The 22,151-nt window shown below is 61.1% G+C and carries 17 protein-coding genes; 13 read left to right on the top strand and 4 right to left on the bottom strand.

Annotated elements, in window-relative coordinates:
* Positions 1–10: 10 nt before the first annotated feature.
* The 8 genes from betB to yccS all read left to right on the top strand — a co-directional run bounded on the left by betB (position 11) and on the right by yccS (position 13,438).
* The gene (gene betB, locus BW979_RS05690; protein ID WP_076383393.1) at positions 11–1,483 is read left to right on the top strand and encodes a betaine-aldehyde dehydrogenase; all 1,473 of its coding nucleotides are present in this window, start codon (positions 11–13) and stop codon (positions 1,481–1,483) included.
* A gap of 219 nt (positions 1,484–1,702) precedes the next feature.
* Positions 1,703–3,406, top strand: a complete 1,704-nt coding sequence (gene betA, locus BW979_RS05680; RefSeq protein ID WP_076383391.1) for a choline dehydrogenase — start codon at positions 1,703–1,705, stop codon at positions 3,404–3,406.
* 231 nt (positions 3,407–3,637) lie between these two features.
* A complete protein-coding gene (locus BW979_RS05675) occupies positions 3,638–5,080 on the top strand; it encodes a TldD/PmbA family protein (protein WP_076383390.1) in 1,443 nt (480 codons plus the stop codon).
* Between the two features lie 14 nt (positions 5,081–5,094).
* Entirely contained in the window at positions 5,095–6,432 is a 1,338-nt protein-coding gene (locus BW979_RS05670; RefSeq protein WP_076386541.1) for a TldD/PmbA family protein, read from the top strand.
* Between the two features lie 193 nt (positions 6,433–6,625).
* Complete coding sequence (gene mdtD / locus BW979_RS05665) at positions 6,626–8,053, top strand: multidrug transporter subunit MdtD (protein WP_076383389.1); 1,428 nt, start codon at positions 6,626–6,628, stop codon at positions 8,051–8,053.
* Positions 8,054–8,351: 298 nt separating this feature from the next.
* Positions 8,352–9,689, top strand: coding sequence for an ATP-dependent RNA helicase DbpA (dbpA, locus tag BW979_RS05660; RefSeq protein ID WP_230682660.1), 1,338 nt, complete (start codon positions 8,352–8,354; stop codon positions 9,687–9,689).
* A gap of 143 nt (positions 9,690–9,832) precedes the next feature.
* A complete protein-coding gene (locus BW979_RS05655; RefSeq protein ID WP_076383388.1) occupies positions 9,833–11,011 on the top strand; it encodes an NAD(P)/FAD-dependent oxidoreductase in 1,179 nt (392 codons plus the stop codon).
* Positions 11,012–11,254: 243 nt separating this feature from the next.
* On the top strand, positions 11,255–13,438 hold the full coding sequence (gene yccS, locus BW979_RS05650; RefSeq protein ID WP_047230493.1) for a YccS family putative transporter: 2,184 nt from the start codon (positions 11,255–11,257) through the stop codon (positions 13,436–13,438).
* A 142-nt stretch (positions 13,439–13,580) separates the two neighbouring features.
* Here the strand turns inward: yccS and BW979_RS05645 are convergent, their stop codons facing one another.
* The gene (locus tag BW979_RS05645) at positions 13,581–14,318 is read right to left on the bottom strand and encodes a substrate-binding periplasmic protein (protein ID WP_047230494.1); all 738 of its coding nucleotides are present in this window, start codon (positions 14,316–14,318) and stop codon (positions 13,581–13,583) included.
* 261 nt (positions 14,319–14,579) lie between these two features.
* Between BW979_RS05645 and BW979_RS05640 the strand changes: the two genes are divergently transcribed.
* Entirely contained in the window at positions 14,580–15,032 is a 453-nt protein-coding gene (locus BW979_RS05640; RefSeq protein ID WP_047230495.1) for a GNAT family N-acetyltransferase, read from the top strand.
* Positions 15,033–15,085: 53 nt separating this feature from the next.
* On the opposite strand, the gene BW979_RS05635 is transcribed toward BW979_RS05640, so the two are convergent.
* Genes BW979_RS05635 through BW979_RS05625 form a run of 3 tightly spaced genes read right to left on the bottom strand, consistent with a single transcriptional unit; the run spans position 15,086 to position 18,054 of the window.
* Entirely contained in the window at positions 15,086–15,382 is a 297-nt protein-coding gene (locus tag BW979_RS05635) for a winged helix-turn-helix domain-containing protein (RefSeq protein ID WP_076383387.1), read from the bottom strand.
* Between the two features lie 4 nt (positions 15,383–15,386).
* Positions 15,387–15,890, bottom strand: coding sequence for a M48 metallopeptidase family protein (locus BW979_RS05630; protein WP_047230503.1), 504 nt, complete (start codon positions 15,888–15,890; stop codon positions 15,387–15,389).
* 40 nt (positions 15,891–15,930) lie between these two features.
* A complete protein-coding gene (locus BW979_RS05625) occupies positions 15,931–18,054 on the bottom strand; it encodes a putative bifunctional diguanylate cyclase/phosphodiesterase (RefSeq protein ID WP_076383386.1) in 2,124 nt (707 codons plus the stop codon).
* 320 nt (positions 18,055–18,374) lie between these two features.
* Between BW979_RS05625 and BW979_RS05620 the strand changes: the two genes are divergently transcribed.
* The 4 genes from BW979_RS05620 (at position 18,375) to BW979_RS05605 (ending at position 21,703) form a co-directional block, all read left to right on the top strand.
* Positions 18,375–19,040 carry a polysaccharide lyase family 7 protein gene (locus BW979_RS05620; RefSeq protein WP_076383385.1) on the top strand — a complete coding sequence of 222 codons (666 nt, stop codon included), beginning with the start codon at positions 18,375–18,377 and terminating at the stop codon, positions 19,038–19,040.
* 279 nt (positions 19,041–19,319) lie between these two features.
* Positions 19,320–19,991 carry a polysaccharide lyase family 7 protein gene (locus BW979_RS05615; RefSeq protein WP_047230499.1) on the top strand — a complete coding sequence of 224 codons (672 nt, stop codon included), beginning with the start codon at positions 19,320–19,322 and terminating at the stop codon, positions 19,989–19,991.
* 293 nt (positions 19,992–20,284) lie between these two features.
* Complete coding sequence (locus BW979_RS05610) at positions 20,285–20,953, top strand: polysaccharide lyase family 7 protein (RefSeq protein ID WP_076383384.1); 669 nt, start codon at positions 20,285–20,287, stop codon at positions 20,951–20,953.
* Positions 20,954–21,418: 465 nt separating this feature from the next.
* Positions 21,419–21,703, top strand: a complete 285-nt coding sequence (locus BW979_RS05605; protein WP_047230501.1) for a hypothetical protein — start codon at positions 21,419–21,421, stop codon at positions 21,701–21,703.
* Positions 21,704–22,151 lie beyond the last annotated feature (448 nt).

Genomic DNA, 22,151 nt, shown 5'->3' with positions numbered 1-22,151 from the left:
CGAGGACTTTATGGCCCGTTTCGAACTGCAAAAACTCTACATCGATGGCGCGTACAGCGATGCCAGCGGCGACGCCACTTTCGAAGCCATCAACCCGGCCAACGGTGAAGTACTCGCCCAGGTGCAGCGGGCCACCAAAGAAGACGTCGAGCGCGCCGTGGTCAGCGCCGAAAAAGGCCAGAAAGCCTGGGCCGCCATGACCGCCATGCAGCGTTCACGCATCCTGCGCCGCGCCGTAGAGATCCTGCGCGAGCGCAACGATGAGTTGGCCGCTCTGGAAACCCTCGACACTGGCAAAGCCTATTCCGAAACCCGCTACGTCGACATCGTCACCGGCGCCGACGTGCTGGAATACTACGCCGGCCTGGTGCCCGCCATCGAAGGCGAGCAGGTGCCGCTGCGCACCACTTCGTTTGTCTACACCCGTCGCGAACCCCTGGGCGTGGTGGCCGGCATCGGCGCGTGGAACTACCCGATCCAGATCGCGTTGTGGAAATCGGCACCGGCCCTGGCCGCTGGCAACGCGATGATCTTCAAGCCGAGCGAAGTCACCTCGCTGACCACCCTGAAACTGGCCGAGATCTACACCGAAGCCGGCGTTCCAGCGGGGGTGTTCAACGTGCTGACGGGCAGCGGCCGTGAAGTCGGCACCTGGCTGACCGAGCACCCGCGCATCGAGAAAATCTCGTTCACCGGCGGCACCGACACCGGCAAGAAAGTCATGGCCAGCGCCTCGAGCTCGTCGCTCAAGGACGTGACCATGGAACTGGGCGGCAAGTCACCGCTGATCATCTTCGACGACGCCGACCTGGATCGTGCTGCCGACACCGCGATGATGGCCAACTTCTACAGCTCCGGCCAGGTCTGCACCAACGGCACCCGGGTGTTCGTGCCGAGCCATCTCAAGGCAGCTTTCGAAGCCAAGATCGCCGAGCGCGTGGCACGTATTCGCATCGGCAATCCAGAAGATGAAAACACCAACTTCGGGCCGCTGGTCAGCTTCGCCCACATGGAAAGCGTGTTGGGCTACATCGAGAAAGGCAAGGCCGAGGGCGCGCGCCTGCTGTGCGGCGGCGGTCGTTTGACTGAAGGCGAATTGGCCAAGGGCGCGTTCGTCGCCCCGACCGTGTTCACCGATTGCACCGATGATATGACCATCGTGCGTGAAGAAATCTTTGGTCCGGTGATGAGCATCCTCACCTATGAAACCGAAGAAGAAGTGATCCGCCGCGCCAACGACACCGACTTCGGCCTGGCCGCCGGCGTCGTGACCCGCGACCTGAACCGCGCGCACCGGGTGATTCATCAGCTCGAAGCCGGCATCTGCTGGATCAACGCCTGGGGCGAATCGGCCGCCGAAATGCCGGTCGGCGGTTACAAGCAATCGGGCGTGGGCCGGGAGAACGGCATCAGTTCGCTGAACAACTTCACCCGTATCAAATCGGTACAGGTCGAACTGGGCGATTACGCGTCGGTGTTCTGATCTGACATGAGGCCTTGAGTGAACGCCGTTGTGGCGAGGGGATTTATCCCCGTGGGGCTGCGTAGTAGCCCCCTCCCCAAGGCCCCCCATTCTTCAGACAAACCCAGTCGCTGATTTACGACTGCTGCGCAGCCGAACGGGGATAAATCCCCTCGCCACAGGTTGCGCGGCGTCAAGGCAATCGCGACCTGACCCCAATTCAAAAAGAGGGTGCATTTCATGTCCCAAGAATTCGATTACATCATCATTGGTGCCGGTTCGGCCGGTAACACCCTGGCCACCCGCCTGACCGAAGACGAAGGCGTCACCGTCCTGCTGCTCGAAGCCGGTGGGCCGGACTATCGCCTGGATTTCCGCACGCAAATGCCCGCCGCCCTGGCGTTCCCGCTGCAGGGTCGTCGCTACAACTGGGCCTACGAGACCGACCCTGAGCCGCACATGAACGGCCGTCGCATGGAATGCGGTCGCGGCAAGGGCCTGGGCGGCTCTTCGCTGATCAACGGTATGTGCTACATCCGCGGCAACGCCCTGGACTACGACAATTGGGCCAAGCTGCCGGGCCTGGAAGACTGGGCCTACCTGGACTGCCTGCCGTATTTTCGCAAAGCCGAAACCCGCGACATCGGCCCGAACGACTACCACGGTGGTGACGGCCCGGTCAGCGTGACCACGCCCAAGGCCGGCAACAACCCGCTGTTCCATGCCATGGTCGAAGCCGGCGTTCAGGCCGGTTACCCGCGCACCGAAGACCTCAACGGTTATCAGCAGGAAGGTTTCGGCCCGATGGACCGTACCGTCACGCCCAATGGTCGTCGCGCCAGCACCGCGCGCGGTTACCTGGACGTGGCCAAGAAGCGCTCGACACTGACCATCGTCACCCATGCCCTGACCGACAAGATCGTGTTCGAAGGCAAACGTGCGGTCGGCGTGCGTTATCTGGTGGGCGCTGCTGAAGAGCGCGTCGAGGCCCGCGCCCGCAAGGAAGTATTGCTCTGCTCCGGCGCCATCGCCTCGCCGCAGATTTTGCAACGCTCCGGCGTCGGCCCGGCCAAACTGCTGGAAAGCCTCGACATCCCGGTGGTCCATGACCTGCCAGGCGTCGGTGAAAACCTCCAGGACCACCTGGAGCTGTACCTGCAATACGCCTGCACCCAGCCGGTTTCGCTGTACCCGTCGCTGCTCTGGTACAACCAGCCGGCCATCGGTGCCGAATGGCTGTTCAACGGCACCGGCATCGGCGCCAGCAACCAGTTCGAAGCCGGCGGTTTCATCCGCACCCGCCCGGACTTCGATTGGCCGAACATCCAGTATCACTTCCTGCCGGTGGCAATTAACTACAACGGTAGCAACGGCGTGAAGGAACACGGTTTCCAGGCACACATGGGCTCCATGCGTTCGCCAAGCCGTGGCCGGATCCAGGCCAAGTCCAAGGATCCGCGCCAGCACCCGAGCATCCTGTTCAACTACATGGCCACCGAGCAGGACTGGCAGGAGTTTCGCGACGGCATCCGCCTGACCCGCGAGATCATGCAGCAGCCGGCGCTCGACCCGTTCCGCGGTCGCGAAATCAGTCCGGGCATCGAGGTGCAGACTGACGAGCAGTTGGACCAGTTCATCCGCGAGCACGCCGAAACCGCTTTCCACCCGTCCTGCTCGTGCAAGATGGGCACCGACGACATGGCGGTGGTGGACGGCGAAGGCCGCGTGCATGGCATGCAAGGGCTGCGCGTGGTCGATGCCTCGATCATGCCGATCATCACCACCGGCAACCTGAATGCGCCAACGATCATGATCGCCGAGAAAATCGCCGACAAGATCCGTGGCCGCCAGCCACTGCCACGCAGCACCGCGCCGTACTACGTGGCCGGCGACGCGCCGGTGCGCGGCAAGCCAATGCGCGAGGTCGGGCCTCTGGCGCAGTAAGGCATTACACCGCTATCGCGAGCAGGCTCGCTCCCACAGTGGATCTGCGGCGGACACAGATCTTGTGCCCGACAACCGTCAACTGTGGGAGCGAGCTTGCTCGCGATGGCGTCCGGCCTGACACTCCATATTCCCATCTGCCTTGATCCCTCCCCCGCCCAGGCCTAATCTAGAGCCGTCGCGTCAATGCGCCGCACCTCGCTGCACCGCCACTCCAGACAAGGAGGTTCCATGTTCGATGTCCACCCCCAGCTCAAGCAGCGGTTTGCTGCCTTGCGCACGGGCGCTGAGTTCTTTTCCCTGCGCTACGTGCGCGAGTCCGGCCAGCATCTGTCGGTGCGCAAGAACATTGCCGAACCGCCCAGCCTGGGCCGTGACGAAGGGGCGATGCTGACCGTGCGGGTCAACGGTGTCGAGGCCTATGCGGCCACCAACGACCTGTCCCAGGACGGCCTGCAAGCGGCGCTGGAGCGGGCCGAGCAACAAGCCCGCCGGCTCAAGCCACACGCCCTGCTCGACTTGCGCGAGCAGGCGGTCTCCAGCGACCGCGCCGATTACTTCTCGCCTCACTTCGACCAGGCGTTCCCGTCCCTCAACGACTGCTATCAGTTACTGGGCGACGAATCCGCCGCGGTGCCCAAGGATGAGCGCCTGGTGAACTGGCAGGTCAGCATCGGCCTGACCCAGGTCGAGCAGATCTACCTCAACAGCGCCGGCGCCGAACTGCGCCAGGCCCAACGTTTTGTTTATCCGGCCCTGGACGTCACCGCCTTCGACGGCCACGACAGCCAGACCCGCACCCTGGGCCGAGAGAACTTCGGCCAGCAAGGCGGCTTCGATGTCATCCGCCGCTGCGGCCTGATCGGTGCCGCACCAAAAATCGCTGACCAGGCCTTGCAATTGCTCCTGGCGCCGAACACCCCGCAAGGCCCCCGTGACCTGCTATTGATGCCCGATCAGATGATGCTGCAGATCCACGAGTCCATCGGTCACCCGTTGGAACTGGACCGCATCCTGGGAGACGAGCGCAATTACGCCGGCACCAGCTTCGTCACGACCGGCGACTTCGGGCATCTGCAATACGGCTCCCAGCTATTGAACGTGACCTTCGACCCGAACGTTCCCGAAGAGCTGGCCAGCTACAGCCATGACGACGACGGCACCGCCGCCAGCAAAGAATTTCTGATTCGTGAAGGGCTGTTGCTGCGCCCCCTGGGTGGTGCGCTGTCGCAATTTCGCGCAGGCCTGAGCGGGGTCGCCAACAGCCGCGCCTGTGGCTGGAATCGCCCGCCCATCGACCGCATGGCGAACCTGAACATCGAGCCCGGCGACCAATCGTTGGAGCAACTGATCCAGGGCATCGAACACGGCGTGCTGATGCGCACCAACCGCTCCTGGTCCATCGACGATGCCCGAAACAAATTCCAGTTCGGTTGCGAGTGGGGCCAATTGATCGAAAACGGCGAGCTCAAGGGCGTGGTGAAAAACCCCAACTACCGAGGCATTTCCGCGCAATTCTGGAAAAGCCTGCGGGCGGTGGGCGATGCCAGTACCGCCCAGGTACTGGGCACGCCAAATTGTGGCAAGGGCGAACCGAACCAGGTCATCCGCGTCGGCCATGCCTCGCCGGCGTGCGTGTTCAGCAATGTCGCAGTGTTTGGGGGAGATGCCTGATGAGCACCGTCAATATGAGCACCGGCAATCATCAGGCCGAGGCCTTCAAGACGCTGGTGGACTGGCTGCGCAATGCACTGCGCGAAGCCGAGCAGTTCACCCTCGGCTACGCCGCCGAATCCTCTGCTTTTGTGCGTTTCAACCATGGCAAGGTCCGTCAGGCCGGGCAGGTGCAGCAGGCCAGCGTCGGCTTCAAACTGATCAACGACGGGCGCCACGCCGACTTGCAGATCACCTTGTCCGGAGAAGTCGAAACCGACCTGCAACGCCTGGCCGAAGGTCTGCAACAGTTGCGCGAAACCCTGCCGCTGCTGCCGCCCGATCCGTACCTGCTGCTCAACCACAACCACTGGCAGAGCCACAACGTGCAGGACCATCCGTTGCCGGACACTGACCAGGCCGTGGCCGAAATCACCCGCGCCGCCGACGGTCTGGATTTGGTCGGTTTCTATGCCGCCGGCCCCATCAGCCGGGGCTTCGCCAGTTCTTCGGGGGCGTTCGGCTGGCATCAGGCCAACAGCTTCAACTTCGATTTCAGCCTGTTCCATGAAAACGGCCAGGCGGTAAAAGCCAGCTACGCCGGGCACGAATGGAGCAGCGAAGGCTTTGCCAGGCGCTTTGAACAGGCCCGCGAGCAGTTGGCGTTTTTGGGCCGCCCCTTGCGCACCCTGCCGCCCGGTGAATACCGCGCCTACCTGGCACCAGCGGCGATGGAAGAAATCATGGGCATGCTCAGCTGGGGCGGGTTTTCGGCCCGGGCGATTGCCAGCAAGCAAAGTCCGTTGCAGAAGTTCTACGCGAACGAAGCAAGCTTGAGCCCCGACGTATGGCTGAGTGAGCAGGTCAGCGGCTCTTTGAGCCCGGCGTTTTCCGACGAAGGTTATCCGCGCGATGACTTGGGCCTGATCGTCAAAGGCATGGCCAGTGCACAGCTGATCAACTCCCGTAGCGCCGCGGAGCACGGCCTGAACGCCAACGGCGCCAGCAGCTACGAATACCCCACGGCGCTGGTGATGAACGAAGGCCAGCTCGAGCAGCAAGACATCCTCGAACACCTTGGCACCGGGCTGTACATCAGCAACCTCTGGTACCTGAACTACTCGGACCAACCGGCCGCGCGCATGACCGGCATGACCCGCTTCGCCACGTTCTGGGTCGAGAACGGCCAGATCGTCGCGCCGGTCAGCACCATGCGTTTCGACGACAGCGTCTACAGCCTGCTCGGCTCGCAACTCGAAGGCCTGACCCGGGAGCGGGAACTGCTGCTCTCGGCCAGCACCTACAGCCAGCGGGCCACGGCTTCGATGCTGTTGCCGGGGGCACTGGTCAAGCGCTTGACCTTGACGTTGTAGCCAACCAAACACAGGACCTGTGGCGAGGGGATTTATCCCCGCTGGGTTGCGAAGCGACCCCCAAAGGGTAAATGCGTTCTGCCTGACTCACCGAGGCGACAGTTCTGGGGCTGCTTCGCAGCCCAGCGGGGATAAATCCCCTCGCCACAACAGCGGCATCTGTTCCTGATCAACACTCCGTACAAGAGGTCCCATGCCCAACCGTGCACCGCTCGACGCTGTCACCGCCCGCTGGCTTCCTTGGGTCGTGGCGATTGCCTTCTTCATGCAGTCCCTGGACGGGACCATCCTCAACACCGCCCTGCCCGCCATGGCCAGCGACCTGGCGGAAAACCCGCTGCGCATGCAGGGCGTGATCATTGCCTACATGCTCACCGTGGCGCTGCTAATCCCGGCCTCTGGCTGGATCGCCGACCGCTTCGGGACCAAGAAGATTTTCTTCGGCGCGATCCTGCTGTTCAGTTTCGGCTCGTTGCTCTGCGCCTTGTCCAATTCGTTGTCCATGCTGATCGGCGCCCGGGTGATCCAGGGCCTTGGCGGCGCGCTGATGCTGCCGGTGGGCCGGTTGGTCGTGCTACGGGCCTACCCACGCTCGGAACTGGTGCGGATCATGGGATTCATCACCATTCCCGGCCTGCTCGGCCCACTGATCGGGCCGACCATGGGCGGCTGGATGGTGGAGTACCTGACCTGGCACTGGATCTTCATTATCAACCTGCCGGTGGGCGTGCTGGGTTGCTACGCGGTGTGGAAATTCATCCCGGACCTGCGCGGCAGCGAGCGTACCCGGTTCGATGGCCTGGGCTTTTTGCTGTTTGGCGCGGCGATGGTGCTGATCACCATCGCCATGGAAGGCCTCGGTGAACTGCACCTGCCGCACTTGCGTGTGATGTTGCTGCTGTTCGGCGGCATGGCCTGCCTGGCCGCTTATTGGCTACGGGCCGGGCACATCGAAAACCCGCTGTTCGCACCCTCGCTGTTCAAGACCCGGACCTTCGCCGTGGGGATTCTCGGCAATCTGTTCGCGCGCCTGGGCAGCGGCGCCCTGCCGTTCCTGGTGCCGTTGCTGCTGCAAGTAGCCCTGGGCTATTCACCGTCCCAGGCCGGGATGAGCATGTTACCTCTGGCCGCGGCGGCGATGGTCGCCAAGTCCGTGGCCCGGCCGTTGATCGAGCGCTTCGGCTACCGCAGCGTATTGACCGCCAATACCCTGGCCCTGGGCCTGATGCTGGCGAGCATGGGCCTGGTCAGCGAACAGACGCCGTACTGGCTGCTGCTGGCGCAACTGGCGGTGCTGGGGGCGATCAACTCGTTGCAGTTCACCGCGATGAACACCGTGACCCTGATTGACCTGGACGACGCCAGCGCCAGCAGCGGCAACAGCCTGCTGTCGGTGGTGGCGCAACTGTCCCTGAGCCTGGGCGTGGCCTGTGCTGGTGCGCTGCTCGGCGGCTTTACCGCCCAGGTCGGCAACGACGGGGTGGACACCGTGCTTGGCGCGTTCCAGTTGACGTTCCTGACGGTGGGCATCATGGCGATGCTGGCGGCGACGATTTTTTCGCAGCTGTCGAAAGAGGATGGGCGGCGGGCCAAGCGGCCGGATGAGCATATCGAGCACTGACTAAGAGGCGTCGTGGCTTGGCGCTTTTTGTGGGAGCAAGGCTTGCCCGCGATACAGGCGACTCGGTTTCCTGAAATAGCGCGCCACCTTCGTCGCGAGCAAGCTTTGCTCCCACAGTTCCAGAGCCCCACAGTTTCTGGATCCACCAGCCCCCAACACAAGCGTGGCCCTCACAGCTCGTCCAGAACTTTCGAGAAAAGTGGCACGAGGCTGCTACACTGCGCGACATTTTGTTTTGCAGGCCAGTCCCGTGACCACCATTGCCACCGCTTTTAATACTCTGCCGCTGTCCGCCGCCATGCTGGCTAACCTCGAATCCCTCGGTTATGCCCAGATGACGCCGATCCAGGCGCAGAGCTTGCCGGTGATCCTCAAGGGCATGGATCTGATCGCCCAGGCCAAGACCGGCAGCGGCAAGACCGCGGCCTTCGGCATCGGCCTGCTGAACCCGATCAACCCGCGCTTCTTCGGCTGCCAGGCACTGGTGATCTGCCCGACTCGTGAGCTGGCCGATCAGGTTGCCAAGGAAATCAGGCGCCTGGCCCGCGCCGAAGACAACATCAAGGTCCTGACCCTGTGTGGCGGCGTGTCGTTTGGCCCGCAGATCGCTTCCCTGGAGCATGGCGCCCACATCATCGTCGGCACGCCAGGGCGCATCCAGCAGCACCTGCGCAAGGGCTCGCTGGTGCTGGACGGCCTCAACACGCTGATCCTCGATGAAGCCGACCGCATGCTCGACATGGGCTTCTACGACGCCATCGAAGACATCATCCAGCAGACCCCGGAACGCCGTCAGACCTTGCTGTTCTCCGCCACCTACCCGGTGGGCATCAAGCAACTGTCGTCCAAGTTCATGCGCAACCCGCAGCAGGTCAAGGCCGAAGCCTTTCACTCCGACGCGCAGATCGAGCAGCGTTTCTATGAAATCTCCCCCGAAGAGCGCATGGACGCCGTGGTCAAGGTGCTGGCGCATTTCCGTCCGGCTTCCTGCGTGGCGTTCTGCTTCACCAAGCAGCAAGTCCAGGAAACCGTCGACCATCTGACATCCAAAGGTATCTCGGCGGTCGGCCTGCATGGCGATCTGGAACAGCGCGACCGCGATCAAGTGCTGGCGATGTTCGCCAACCGCAGCACCTCAGTGCTGGTCGCCACCGATGTGGCGGCCCGTGGCCTGGACATCGACGCACTGGACATGGTGATCAACGTCGAACTGGCCCGCGACTCGGAGATTCACATTCACCGCGTCGGCCGCACCGGGCGTGCGGGTGAAAAAGGCATCGCCATCAGCCTGGTGGCGCCGTCCGAAGCCCACCGCGCCCAAGCGATCGAGCAGTTGCAGAAGTCGCCACTGAGCTGGGACCAACTGGACAACCTCAAGCCCCAGGGCGGCGGCCCGCTGCTGCCGGCCATGAGCACCCTGTGCATTGGTGCCGGGCGCAAAGACAAAGTCCGCCCCGGCGACATCCTCGGCGCCCTGACCGGCGAGGCCGGCATCCCCGGCGCCCAGGTCGGCAAGATCGCGATTTTCGACTTCCAGGCCTATGTCGCCGTGGAGCGCGCAATCGCCAAACAGGCGCTGCAACGCCTGAACGATGGCAAGATCAAGGGCCGTTCGTTGCGGGTGCGGATCCTGTAACTCCAACAGAGATCAAACTGTGGGAGCGAGCCTGCTCGCGATGACGGACTGTCAGACAACATCAATGTTGAATGTACCGGCCTCATCGCGAGCAGGCTCGCTCCCACAATGGGTTTTGTGGTGACATTTAGAGGGACACCGTTTTGCGCTCTACCGAAGTCGTGATCATTGGCGCTGGCGCCGCGGGGTTGATGTGCGCGCTGACCGCCGCAGGGCGCGGACGGCAGGTGATGTTGCTGGACCACGCCAACAAAGCCGGCAAGAAAATCCTCATGTCCGGCGGTGGGCGCTGCAATTTCACCAACATGTACAGCGAACCGGGCAATTTCCTCTCGCAGAACCCACATTTCTGCAAGTCGGCCCTGGCCCGTTACACCCAGTGGGATTTCATCGCCCTGGTGGCCAAGCACGGCGTGCCCTATCACGAGAAAAAACTCGGCCAGTTGTTCTGTGATAACAAGTCCAGCGACATCCTCGGCCTGCTGCTGGACGAATGCGACCAGGCCGGTGTCAACCTGTACCTGGACACCTCGATCGAGCGCATCGAGAAAACCGAGAGCGGCTACCTGCTGCAAACCACCCTCGGGGCCATCACCTGCCAATCCTTGGTGATTGCCACGGGCGGGCTGTCGATCCCGACGCTGGGCGCGACCGGTTTCGGTTACCAGGTGGCCAAACAGTTCGGCCACCAACTGCTGCCCACCCGCGCTGGGCTGGTACCGTTCACCATCACCGACCAGCTCAAGGCGTTGTGCACCGAACTTTCAGGCACTTCAGTGGATTGCCTGGTGAGCTGCAACGAGCAGAGTTTTCGCGAGAACATCCTGTTCACCCACCGCGGCCTCAGCGGCCCGGCGATCCTGCAGATTTCCTCGTTCTGGGAACCGGGTGACACGGTGCAGATCAACCTGCTGCCGGACCACGACGTGCCGAGCTGGCTGCAACAGCAACAGGCCGAACGCCCCAACAGCGAACTGAAAACCCTGCTGGGCGAATTGTTCACCAAAAAGATGGCCACCCTGCTGGCCGACACTTGGTTCGTCTCCAAACCCATGAAGCAATACACCCACGCCGAACTGGCAGACATTGCCGAGAAACTGTCGAGCTGGAATGTCGTCCCGGCCGGCACCGAAGGCTACCGCACCGCCGAAGTGACCCTGGGCGGTGTCGATACGCGGGAAGTCTCGTCCAAGACCATGGAATCACTGAAAAGCCCGGGCCTGTATTTCATTGGCGAAGTACTGGACGTCACCGGGCACCTGGGCGGGTTCAACTTCCAATGGGCCTGGGCGTCGGGGTATGCGGCTGCGCAATACGTCTGATTGAAGGGATGCATTGAATCCAATGGGGATGATGATCCTGTGGGAGCGAGCCTGCTCGCGATGGCGGACTATCAGACAACATCAATGTTGAATGTACCGGCCTCATCGCGAGCAGGCTCGCTCCCACTGGGGTTTGCTGGAGCATCCCGGAACACTTTTTGCTGCCGGATGTGATCGCCGCCATTGCGTCGGCGTCATTACTGCCTCAATTTAGCGTCATTGCCCGTCAGGCCCGTGCACTTCATGTCATCGACCTCGTTTAGTCAGTCTCTGCGTCGCCTTTGGGCGTTGGATAAATTCAGTTATAGCGTGCGGGTGTTCATCGCCCTGACCGGCAGCATGGCGCTGTGTTGGTATCTGGATGAGATGGCGCTGTTGATCCCGCTGTTCCTGGGCATCATCGCCAGCGCCCTGGCCGAGACCGATGACAGCTGGCAGGGCCGCCTCAACGCGCTGGCCGTGACGCTGGTGTGCTTCACCATCGCAGCGCTGTCGGTGGAATTGCTGTTCCCTTATCCGGTTCTGTTCATCGTTGCCCTGGCGCTGGCGAGTTTCGCCCTGACTATGCTCGGTGCGCTGGGCGAGCGCTATGGCGCGATTGCCTCGGCCACGTTGATTCTCTCGGTCTACACCATGATCGGCGTAGACCAGCGCGGTGGCGCGGTCACCGATTTCTGGCACGAACCTTTGCTGCTGGTGGCCGGTGCGGCTTGGTACGGCCTGCTCTCGGTGCTGTGGCAGGCGCTGTTTTCCAACCAGCCGGTGCAGCAAAGCCTGGCGCGGCTGTTCCGCGAGCTGGGACGCTATCTGAAGCTCAAATCATCGCTCTTCGAGCCGATCCGTCAACTGGACGTCGAAGCCCGACGCCTGGAACTGGCCCAGCAGAACGGCCGGGTCGTCGCCGCGCTTAACGCGGCGAAGGAAATCATCCTGCACCGCGTAGGCAATGGGCGACCAGGCTCGAAGGTCAGCCGCTACCTGAAGCTGTACTTCCTCGCCCAGGATATCCACGAGCGCGCCAGCTCTTCCCACTACCCCTACAACGCACTGGCCGAGGCGTTCTTTCACAGCGACGTGCTGTTCCGCTGCCAACGCCTGCTGCGCCAGCAAGGTAAAGCCTGCCAAGCGTTGGCCGAGTCGATCCAACTGCGCCAGCCATTCGTCTATGACGCCAGCTTCGCCGAGGCGCTGAATGACCTGCATGCCTCCCTCGAACACCTGCGGATTCAGAGCAACCCGGCCTGGCGCGGATTGCTGCGTTCGCTACGGGCCTTGTCGGCGAACCTTGGCACCATGGACCGCCTGCTCAGCGACGCGAGCAACCCCGACGCCCTGGCCGACGCCACCGATAGCAGCCTGCTGGATCGCTCGCCGCGCAACCTGAAGGACGTCTGGGTCCGCTTGCGCACACAGCTCACGCCCACCTCGCTGCTGTTCCGGCATGCCCTGCGCCTGCCCCTGGCGCTGAGTGTGGGTTATGCCATGGTGCATCTGATCCACCCGTCCCAAGGCTACTGGATCATTCTCACCACGCTGTTCGTGTGCCAACCCAACTACGGCGCCACCCGGCGCAAGCTCGGCCAACGGATCATCGGCACCGCCATCGGCCTGACGGTGGCCTGGGCGCTGTTCGATCTGTTTCCCAACCCGCTGGTGCAATCGTCTTTCGCCATCGCCGCCGGGGTGGTGTTCTTTACCAACCGCACGACCCGCTACACCCTGGCGACCGCCGCGATCACGATCATGGTGCTGTTCTGCTTCAACCAGGTGGGCGACGGCTATGGACTGCTGCTGCCACGCCTGTTCGATACGCTGCTCGGCAGCCTGATCGCCGGCCTTGCGGTATTCCTGTTCCTGCCGGACTGGCAAGGCCGCCGGTTGAACAAGGTGCTGGCCAACACGCTGACCTGCAACAGCATTTACCTGCGCCAGATCATGCAGCAATACGCCGCCGGCAAAAGCGATGACCTTGCCTATCGCCTGGCCCGACGCAACGCCCACAACGCCGACGCCGCATTGTCCACCACCTTGGCAAACATGCTGATGGAGCCGGGGCATTTCCGTAAGGAAGCCGATGTCGGGTTCCGCTTCCTGGTGCTGTCCCACACCCTGCTCAGCTACTTGTCAGGTCTGGGCGCCCATCGGGACACCGCATTGCCTGCAGACGTGCGCGAACACCTGATCGACGGCGCAGGGGTGAAACTGGCCGCGAGCATCGACGAAATTGCCCAGGGCCTGGCGAGCAAACAACCGATAGCGGTCCAAAGCGACGAGGAAGAAGCCTTGGCCAGTGAGCTTGAGCAGATGCCCGATGAAATCGACGAGGGTCAGCGACTGGTGCAGACGCAACTGGGGTTGATCTGCCGTCAGTTGGGGCCGCTGCGCACGTTGGCGGCGCATCTGGTCAAGGATACTAGCGAGGCTTGAGGAGTATGGTGCTCGCACCACAGCCATCGCGAGCGGGCTCGCTCCCACAGTGGACCTCAGCCGTACAAAATTTAAGTGTCCGCTCTAGATCAACTGTGGGAGCGAGCCTGCTCGCGATGGCGCCAGTCCAGGCACCGCAAGATCACATCCCGTGCGCCTTCAATAACCGCGCATAACTACCATCGGCCTTCATCGCCGCAATCTCCCGATCGAATCCCGCGACAATCTGCTCGTGCTGCGGGTTCTTCAGGCTGACCAGGATGTGCAGGCTGTTTTCACTCAGTGGCTTGGGCATGAACTCCACGGCGTTGCGCACCTTGGCCGACTCACGAGACAAGTAATAACGGGCGACGAACTCATCTTCCAGGGTCAGCTTCACCCGACCGGCAGCGAGCATGCGCACGGCCATTGCAAAGTTATGCACAGGGACTTTCTGCAATTGCTGATCCTCATCGAACGCCTTGGAGTAGGCGTATCCGCGGACCACGGCGATGGGATAGGCATGCAGCTGCTGCAAGTTCTCGTACTGGATGGGTGCGTCCTTGCGCTTGATGAAGCGCACGCGGTTGAGCAGGTACTCAGCCGAGAAACGGCCCACATGGGTACGTTCTTCGCTGTACCAGGCATTGATCAGCACGTCATAGCGCCCCTCACCGATGCCCAGCATCGCCCGGGCCCAAGGCACCTGCTCAAAGTCACTGGCATAACCGGCTCGCGCCAGAGCGGTACTGACGATATCGGTCGCCAGGCCACCATTGACCAGCGTGGTGTCGGTAAAGGGTGGCCAGCCATCTGCCACCAGACGCAACTTTTGCGCGCAGGCGTTGTGGCTCAGCAACAGCAACCCGACCAAAGCAAGAGCTCGATGCAATCGCGGCATGCCAAACATCCTTGACGGGTTCAAAGCCCGGTTTGTTTTTAGCCGAATCTCAAGAGATGTCGTCAGACATCCGGTCCTAACATTAGCTCAGTGGAACCGCTGCGCAGCGTTGAATCGAAGATTACACAAAGAAGGCCACGCCGCGACAATTCGATGATGGCATTTTGGCCTTTGTCACAGATTTTTACAGTTGTCCAAGAAAGAGACTTCCGCAGCCAGCCCGCTTAATATCGGCATCAGGTTCTTCAGGAAATTCAAAAAATGGATATCGACTGGGTCTGCAAACATCACAGTGACCTGAGCAAGGAACAGCTGTACGCCATCCTCAAATTGCGCGCCGAAGTATTCGTCGTGGAGCAGAATTGCCCCTACCTGGACGTCGACGGCCTGGACCTGGAGGGCGACACCTGCCACCTGATGGCCTGGCAGGACAATCGTCTGGTGGCTTACCTTCGCTTGCTCGATCCGCACTCGCAAAACAGTGACGTGGTCATCGGGCGCGTGGTCATCGCCCCCCAAGCACGGGGACAGGGGCTGGGCCACAAACTGATGGAACAGGGTCTCAAGCAGGCCGAGAAGCACTGGCCCGGTACATCGATCTCACTGTCGGCACAGGCGCATCTGCAGGGGTATTACTCGCGGTATGGGTTTGGAGTGGTGGGTATCGAGTACATGGAAGACGGGATTCCACACATTGGCATGCACCGGCCTTGATGCCCTCTTCGCGAGCAGGCTCGCGATAACGCCTCCCCAGAAGCCGCCAATGTTCAGGGATACTCCAACACCGCTTTAATGCGCGGCAAATTCCCCTCGATCCAGCGCCGATCAATCGCCCCCCAATCACGGATCCGATAATGCCCGGCATGGTTACGGGCGCCCTCTAGCTGCTCGAATTCACACACGATATCCAGGTCCGCCAGCGCTGCCACGGTGTCCTGGGCGGTGCGTCGCGGCATGCCGGTGACTTCGGTGAGCGAGGGAATGTTGCTGGCCACGCCGCTATCAATCAGGTAAGCCACATACAAACGACGATAGAAGCTGCTTTTGGTCTTGCTGACGTCCATTCGGTCATTCCTTGGGGGGTTGCAGATCGCGCCAGGTCAGGTACACCCGCAAGTCGAATTCCAACTGGTGATACCCCGGCAGCATGTGCTCGCAGAGTTGGTAGAACGCTTTGTTGTGGTCCGACTCCTTGAAGTGGGCCAGTTCGTGCACCACGATCATTTTCAAAAACTCAGGTGCCGCGTCCTTGAACAGCGCAGCGATACGAATTTCTTTCTTGGCCTTGAGCTTGCCGCCCTGCACCCGTGAAATGGCAGTGTGCAAGCCCAGGGCGCGGTGAGTCAGGTCCAGACGATTGTCGAACAGCACCTTGTCGATAGCGGGCGCGTTACGCAGGTATTGTTGCTTGAGATCCAGCGCATAACCGTACAGGGCCTTGTCGCTCTGGACCGAATGCCGGTCGGGATAGCGCTGCTGCAAGTAGTCGCCCAGCCGATCCTGGGCAATCAGTTGCTGCACTTGGGCTTGCAGGGCGGCGGGGTAAGCCTGGAGGTATTTGAGCGCGATCATCGGCGGCAACACAGTCACAAAAGCCGCCAGTGTAGCGAATTCAGACCTGCATCGCGCTCCAGTCAAATGGCCGGGCAAAGGCATCGGTGTCTTCGGCCATCAAGGGCCGCGCTACCAGGAACCCCTGCACATATTCGCAGCCGTGGGCCTTGAGCCACTTATATTGCTCAGGCGTCTCTACGCCCTCGGCGATCACCCGCAACCCCAATTGCTTGCACAAATCGATGACCGACGCCGCCAGTGCCGCATCCCGGGGCGAATCCGGCAGACGGGCGATCAGGTGTCGATCAAGCTTGAGGGTATCGAGTTCCAGGTCGCGCAGGTGCGCCAGCGAGCAAGGCCCGGAACCGAAATCATCCAACGCCACTCGCACCCCGAGGTTATGCAGCAACCGCAGTTGTTTATGGGTTTCGTCGGGGTTGCGCATCAGTGCATCTTCAGTCACCTCGACCTCAAGTTGCCGCGGTTTGAGGGCATGTCGCTCCAGGACCTGGCGCAATTCGGTCACCAGATTGGGCAAACCGAACTGGGTGCTGCTCAGGCTCACCCCCAGTACCAGATCATCAGCGAACAAGCGCTCCCAGACTTTACGCTGGGCCGCGCTGCGATGATAAATCCAGCTCCCCAGCCGACTGATCAACCGGGCCTCTTCCAGTAATGGCAGGAACAACCCCGGCGGCACATCACCGACGCTGGGGTGCTGCCAGCGCAACAGCGCCTCGAAGCCACGGATGCGCCCGTCGCCCACCCCCACCTGGGGCTGGTAGACCATATTGAAATCGCGGTTTTCGATGGCCGAGCGCACACTTTCTTCGAGCATCAGCCGTGAACGGGCTCGACCGTTCATTTCGTGATCGTAAAACCGGTATTGCTGACGGCCAGCGCGCTTGGCCTCGTACATGGCGATGTCGGACGCGCGCAGCAGACCGTCGAGATTGGCGCCGCAGTCGGGGTAGGTCGCGATGCCGATGCTGGCCCCCAGCGCTACATCCATGCCCTCGATCTGTTGGCAGATAGACACTCGTTCGATGAGTTTCTCGGCAATCTTGGCCGCTTGCTCGGGCACTTCCAGATCCAGCAGGGCGGTGAACTCATCGCCGCCCAGACGCGCCAGAATGTCGAACGGGCGCAGGCACGCCTTCAGTTGTTCCGACACCCAGCGCAACACGCGATCACCGGCATCATGGCCCAACGAATCATTGACCCGTTTGAAGCCATCAAGATCCAGGTACAGCAGCACCCAGTTGCTTTCCAGCCGCTCGCTGCGCATCAGCAGGTTTTCGGCTGTCTGATAAAACCCCCTGCGGTTGAGCAGACCGGTCAGCGGGTCAGTGACGGCCTGGTATTCGAGTTGCTGGTGCAAGTGACGCACCACCGACATGTCTTGAAGCGTTACCACCATGGCCTTCTGCTCCGCAGGCAGGGGCGCACAAGACAAGGCCACCGACACCTGCTGGCCGGGCGCGGTGCGCAAGACCGCATCGTGCAGGCGCCAGGTCTGCCCCCGGCAGTAGGCGACATGGATATCGGAGCCGGCCCACTCGGGGATGTGGGGTTTTTGCAGGAAATCCAGGAGCGGCATTCCCTGCAACTGCTCGGCGGTGGCATTAAGCAGGCGACAGGTAGACGGATTGGCGAAGCGAATACACCCGCTTTCGTCCACCACGAGGATGCCTTCGGCGGCGTTATCCAGCACCGAGGCGTTGAAAGCCCTGGCGGCTTCCAGATCCTGGCTCAGGCGCTGCAAGGCCCGGCGATTGCGCTGGTGTTCGAGCAGGGCATGAACCTTGGGCTTGAGAATCTGCGGATCGAATGGTTTGAACAGGTAATCCACGGCGCCGCTGGCGTAACCCTTGATCACCGCATCCTGGGATTGCTCGTTAGCGGTCAGGAAAATGATCGGGGTCAGCCGTGTCCGCTGGCTGCCGCGCATCAGACGCGCCACTTCAAAACCGTCCATGTCGGGCATCTGCACATCCAGCAGGACCAGGTCGATGTCATGTTCGAGTAGAAGGTTAAGGGCTTCGACACCCGAGGACGCGGTCATCACCTTCCAGTCCTGACGCTGCAACAACGCTCGCATGCTGAGCAGGTTTTCAGGGTAATCATCAACTATCAAAAGGACGGAACTGTCTTCGCCAAGCGGTGGTTGCACGCATTCCATGCTGCTTCTCTTATCGGGCGTCACGTCCGACCTGACGTAGCAAGGCGGACAAATACTGTGATCTCACTCTAGACCGTGATTCTGAAAAGCAGTAGGTGTCATCCCGCCATCATCCAGACAAAGCCCAAAATAGCCGACTAACGGTCACCCACCTCGGGCACAAAACCTGCAATGACACCTTCGACGGACAATTGACGTCAATCATCCGCTGGGCGGTCATTAAAAAATTTCTCCCTGCGTGATTAACACGCCCAAAAAGCTTGAGCTAGAGCCTCTGGCTGGGCGTTCAGCATTTTCACTCCGTTACGTAGGATCCGACCATGATTGATCTCGCCACCTGGAACCTGAGCATCCCCGAAGGCAGCCCACCAACGACCATCGAAACCTCTCAACTGGTGCAGGGGTTCCAGAACCAGTATTTCCACGCCGACTCCGGTACGGTGTTTTTCTGGGCACCGGTCACCGGCGCCAAGACTGCCAACGCGATTTACCCACGCAGCGAACTGCGGGAAACCTATAGCAACGGTACCCAGCGCAACTGGTTGTACTCAGCGGCGGATAACAAGCTGGCCGCCACGCTGACCGTCAACCAAGTCCCCAGCACTGGCAAGCTCGTCATTGGTCAGATCCACGCCAAAGACAGCACCAGCCCCATGGTGAAACTGGAGTACCAGTACAAAACCTACAGCTCCACCGGCAACATCGTCGCCAAAGTGCGCATGCGTCCCGACGACGAATCGGGCCAGGTCATCACCATCGCCACAGGCATAAAGCTCAATCAGTCCTTCTCTTACCTGATCCACCTCAGCCCCGCCGGTGTCCTGACCATCAATGGTGCGGGTTACCAGTGGAGTTCCCCCATCAGCTCCACTTGGAGCGACAAGCCGCTGTACTTCAAGGCGGGCGTGTACGTGCAGGACAACACCGGCTATCCCACCGAAGGAGGGACCGTGACGTTCAGCCTGCTGGATATCGATCACATCTAGACGCTTTGCATGGCGCCATGGCAGCAACGCAGCGCTGCCCACCCTGGCGACCCCATCAATGCGAAATAGTTCAGGGCAAATTCGAACTGCCGACTAACGGTTCCCCATCCAGGCACAGATGCTGCAAAAGATCCATTCGACGGACAATTGACGTCAAACATCCGCCGGATGGTTATCCAAAAAACTCCTTCCTGCGTGATCAACACACCCCAAATGCTTGGAGTAGAGCCTCCCGCTTTGGTCCTCAGCACTTTTACGCCCGTTACGCAGGATCCGACCATGATCGATCTCAGCACTTGGAACTTGAGCATCCCCGAAGGCAGCCCCGCCATCACCATCGAAACACCGCGGCTAGCCCAGGGCTTCAAGGACGACTATTTCCACTCCGACACCGGCACGCTGTTCTTCTGGGCGCCGGTGACCGGCACCAAGACTGCAAACGCCATTTACCCGCGCAGCGAACTGCGGGAAACCTACAGCGACGGCACCCTTCGCAACTGGCTCTACTCAGCGGCAGACAACAAGCTGCGCGCCACCTTGACCGTCAACCAGGTGCCCAGCACCGGCAAGATCGTGATCGGCCAGATCCACGCCAAAGACAGCACCCGGCCCATGGTGAAACTGGAATACCAATACAAGGCCTACAGCTCCACCGGCAACATCGTCGCGAAGGTCCGACTGCGCCCCGACGACGAATCGGGCCAGGTCATCACCATCGCCACGGGCGTGCAACTTGATCGCAGGTTTTCCTACCAGATTCACCTCAGTCCGAAGGGCGCGCTGGGCATCAGCGCGGCGGGTTACAACTGGAGAACCACGGTAAGCCCGGACTGGAAGGACAAGCCGTTGTATTTCAAAGCCGGCGTCTACGTGCAGGACAACACCGGCTACACCACTGAAGGTGGAAAAGTGACGTTCAGCATGCTGGAAATTCATCACACCGTTCTATAAGCGTATTTCCCCTGGCATACCGCAGCATGGACGCTGCTCCCTGCGAACGTGACCCACATCGACGCCGATGCCATAGCGCCATCGTTCAAAAAAAATTCGAATTGCCCGACTAACGGTCGTCGTCCTCGGGCACCAAAGCGGCAAACACCACTCTGACGGACAGTTGACGCCAACCCCCCGCCGGACGGATATGAAAATTCGATCCCCGCGTTTCTCGGGACGCGTCATAAAGCGCTGGCTAGAGCCTCCGGCTGGATCTTGCAACATATTCATTCCGTAGAAAGGGCCCGCACATGGTCGATCTTGCAACCTGGAACTTGAGCATCCCCGAGGGAAGCCCACCCAAAACCATCGAAACCCCTCGACTGGTGGACGGTTTCCAGAACAAATACTTCAACTCTGAAGGCAGCACGGTGTATTTCTGGTCACCGGTCACCGGCACCAAGACTGAAAACGCGATCTACCCGCGCAGCGAATTGCGCGAGACCTACAAAAACGGCACCTTGCGCAACTGGCTATACCCCGACGCCGACAACAAATTGAGTGCGACCCTGGTGGTCAACCAGGTACCCAGCACCGGCAAGATCGTGATCGGTCAGATTCATGCCAAGGACAGCAGCAAACCCATGGTTAAGCTGGAATACCAGTACAAGGACGACAGCAAGACCGGCAACATCGTCGCCAAAGTGCGCATGCGCCCCGATGACGACGAGGGCCGGGTCATCACCGTCGCCTCGGGTGTAAAACTCAATCAGTCTTTCTCTTATCGGCTCCATCTTGATCGTACCGGCGACCTGGGTATCACCGCGGCGGGTCGTAGCTGGTACACCACCATGAGCGCCAAATGGAAGGTCAAGCCGCTGTATTTCAAGGCTGGCGTGTATGTGCAGGACAATACGGGCTATACCAGCGAAGGCGGGAAAGTGACGTTCAGCAAGCTGGATATCGATCACAACACCTGAGATTTTCAGCTCCGAAAATCTCGTAGGAATTTACCTTTGTGGCGAGGGGATTTATCCCCGCTGGGCTGCGCAGCAGCCCCCTCCTTTCGTCAGACCAACCGCATGCGCCGGTTTTGCAGCGGCTGCGCCCCCGAGCGGGAGCAAGCTCCCTCGCCACGTGGGCGCGGTGCGTCCTACAGGTCGATTTTGGCCTCGAAAATCTCCTCTATAGTTCGGGTTCGTCTGCTGGCTTTGGTCAGCGGGGCACGGGTTTCGCAGCCCACTGACAGAACAGAGACTTTGCACCGTCAAATGAAAATTCAGGCAAACTCGCCTGCGTTCATTTTATGGCGGTTGCGCGCGGGAGACCTTCGGGTCTGCCGGGTTTGGTCTCTATCTCGGTCTGCGAACCCGCGCGCAACTGCCACCCATTTGTTTCGCAGCAAGAAGGTGGCAATTAATTTTTATTAATAGAGCCCAAACCTTATGACGACGACTCAATCACTCAGCCGCTTCACCCCGCTCACTCCAATCGCCACCACCCAACCCATCCTGTTCATCGACAGCACTGCCCCACTGACTGAACTCCACGCCTGCGCCAGTGAACGCCTGCACGCTACCCTTGATTACCTGACGCTCATGGCCTGCGCCACCCTGCGCGATTCGGCCGCCAGCGACCTCAATACCCTCACCAATGTCGCCCGGATCCTGGTTCAGGATGTCACCGATGTGTTTGGCGTCATTGAACAACGCGGCCTCGAAGACCAATAAAGCCCTCCCGGCGGGAGATGATCCCCTGTGGGAGCGAGCTTGCTCGCGATAGCGCTGGGTCAGCAGCATGGATGGCGACTGACACAGCGCTATCAGGATCTGTGTGTATATCCATTTCTTTGGTAACGGCTACTTAGGGTTCCGCCCTTACGGCGGGTCACTTTTGAAGAGCGCAAAAGTAACCAAAACGCTCCTGCCCCACCACTCGGTGCCTCGCCTAGGCTCGGCATGCCCGAACGCAGGCATTGCTCCGTGGGCCCGCCGCGAAGGGCCATCCATGGCCCAGCGCGGCTACCTCGGCATCCATGCCGAGGTGCCCACTACGCAACACCTGCGTTCGGCCAGCGTGGTTAACGGGGCGCCGAGATCAAAGTCCTCCGCGAGGCGGCCTGATAGCCGACCTGTTTTTTGATTGATCGCGTTTCTCCTGTGGGAGCGGGCTTGCTCG

The sequence above is a fragment of the Pseudomonas sp. A214 genome, from assembly GCF_900156295.1.
GTDB classification, from domain to species: Bacteria; Pseudomonadota; Gammaproteobacteria; order Pseudomonadales; family Pseudomonadaceae; genus Aquipseudomonas; species Aquipseudomonas rhizophila.
The sequence above is the reverse complement of the archived record's forward strand: the minus strand, read 5'-3'. Positions and strand labels throughout refer to the sequence as shown.